Here is a 465-nt window from a genome sequence, read left to right as displayed (position 1 = left end):
GTGTATATGGTGACGCATATCGTGTCCGCATTACTCAATCTACACAATCCGATAAAGAAAACGGATTTAAAAACTATCGTGTAGAAGTTCTTGAATTGGAAAACAGCTTAAGTCGAAAAGAAGTTTTCGTGGGAACTTTATTCCCAGAAGCTGTAGTGGGTTCAACTTCAATTTATTTGCAAGATCGTGTGAACGATAAAATTGAAGGTAGTAAAAAAATTAACGTAGCTGTTTCTGAAGAAAACATTCAAGCTATTTATGAACTTTACAAAACTCTTGAAATTGATAACGTTCCTGAAGAAGAAGTTGTTGACTTCTTATTTGGTAAAACAGCTCTAGGTCAAACTATGCCGGGTCTTGAAATTAAAGTTGATGAAAATACTGTATCTTTAGACTCACCAAATGGAGTAGCTTTAATGGGAGGACATGACGGTGTTTTCACTTACAACACAGCTACTTTAGGAC

The 465-nt window shown here is 35.5% G+C and carries 1 protein-coding gene; it reads left to right on the top strand.

Annotated elements, in window-relative coordinates:
- A partial coding sequence (locus ETC00_RS19740; RefSeq protein WP_171567741.1) for a hypothetical protein occupies positions 1-465 on the top strand: 465 nt, incomplete at both ends.

Origin of the sequence: Brevibacillus sp. MCWH (assembly GCF_013096935.1) — a bacterium.
GTDB lineage: Bacteria > Bacillota > Bacilli > Brevibacillales > Brevibacillaceae > Brevibacillus > Brevibacillus aydinogluensis.
This window is presented reverse-complemented; position numbering and strand designations above follow the sequence as displayed.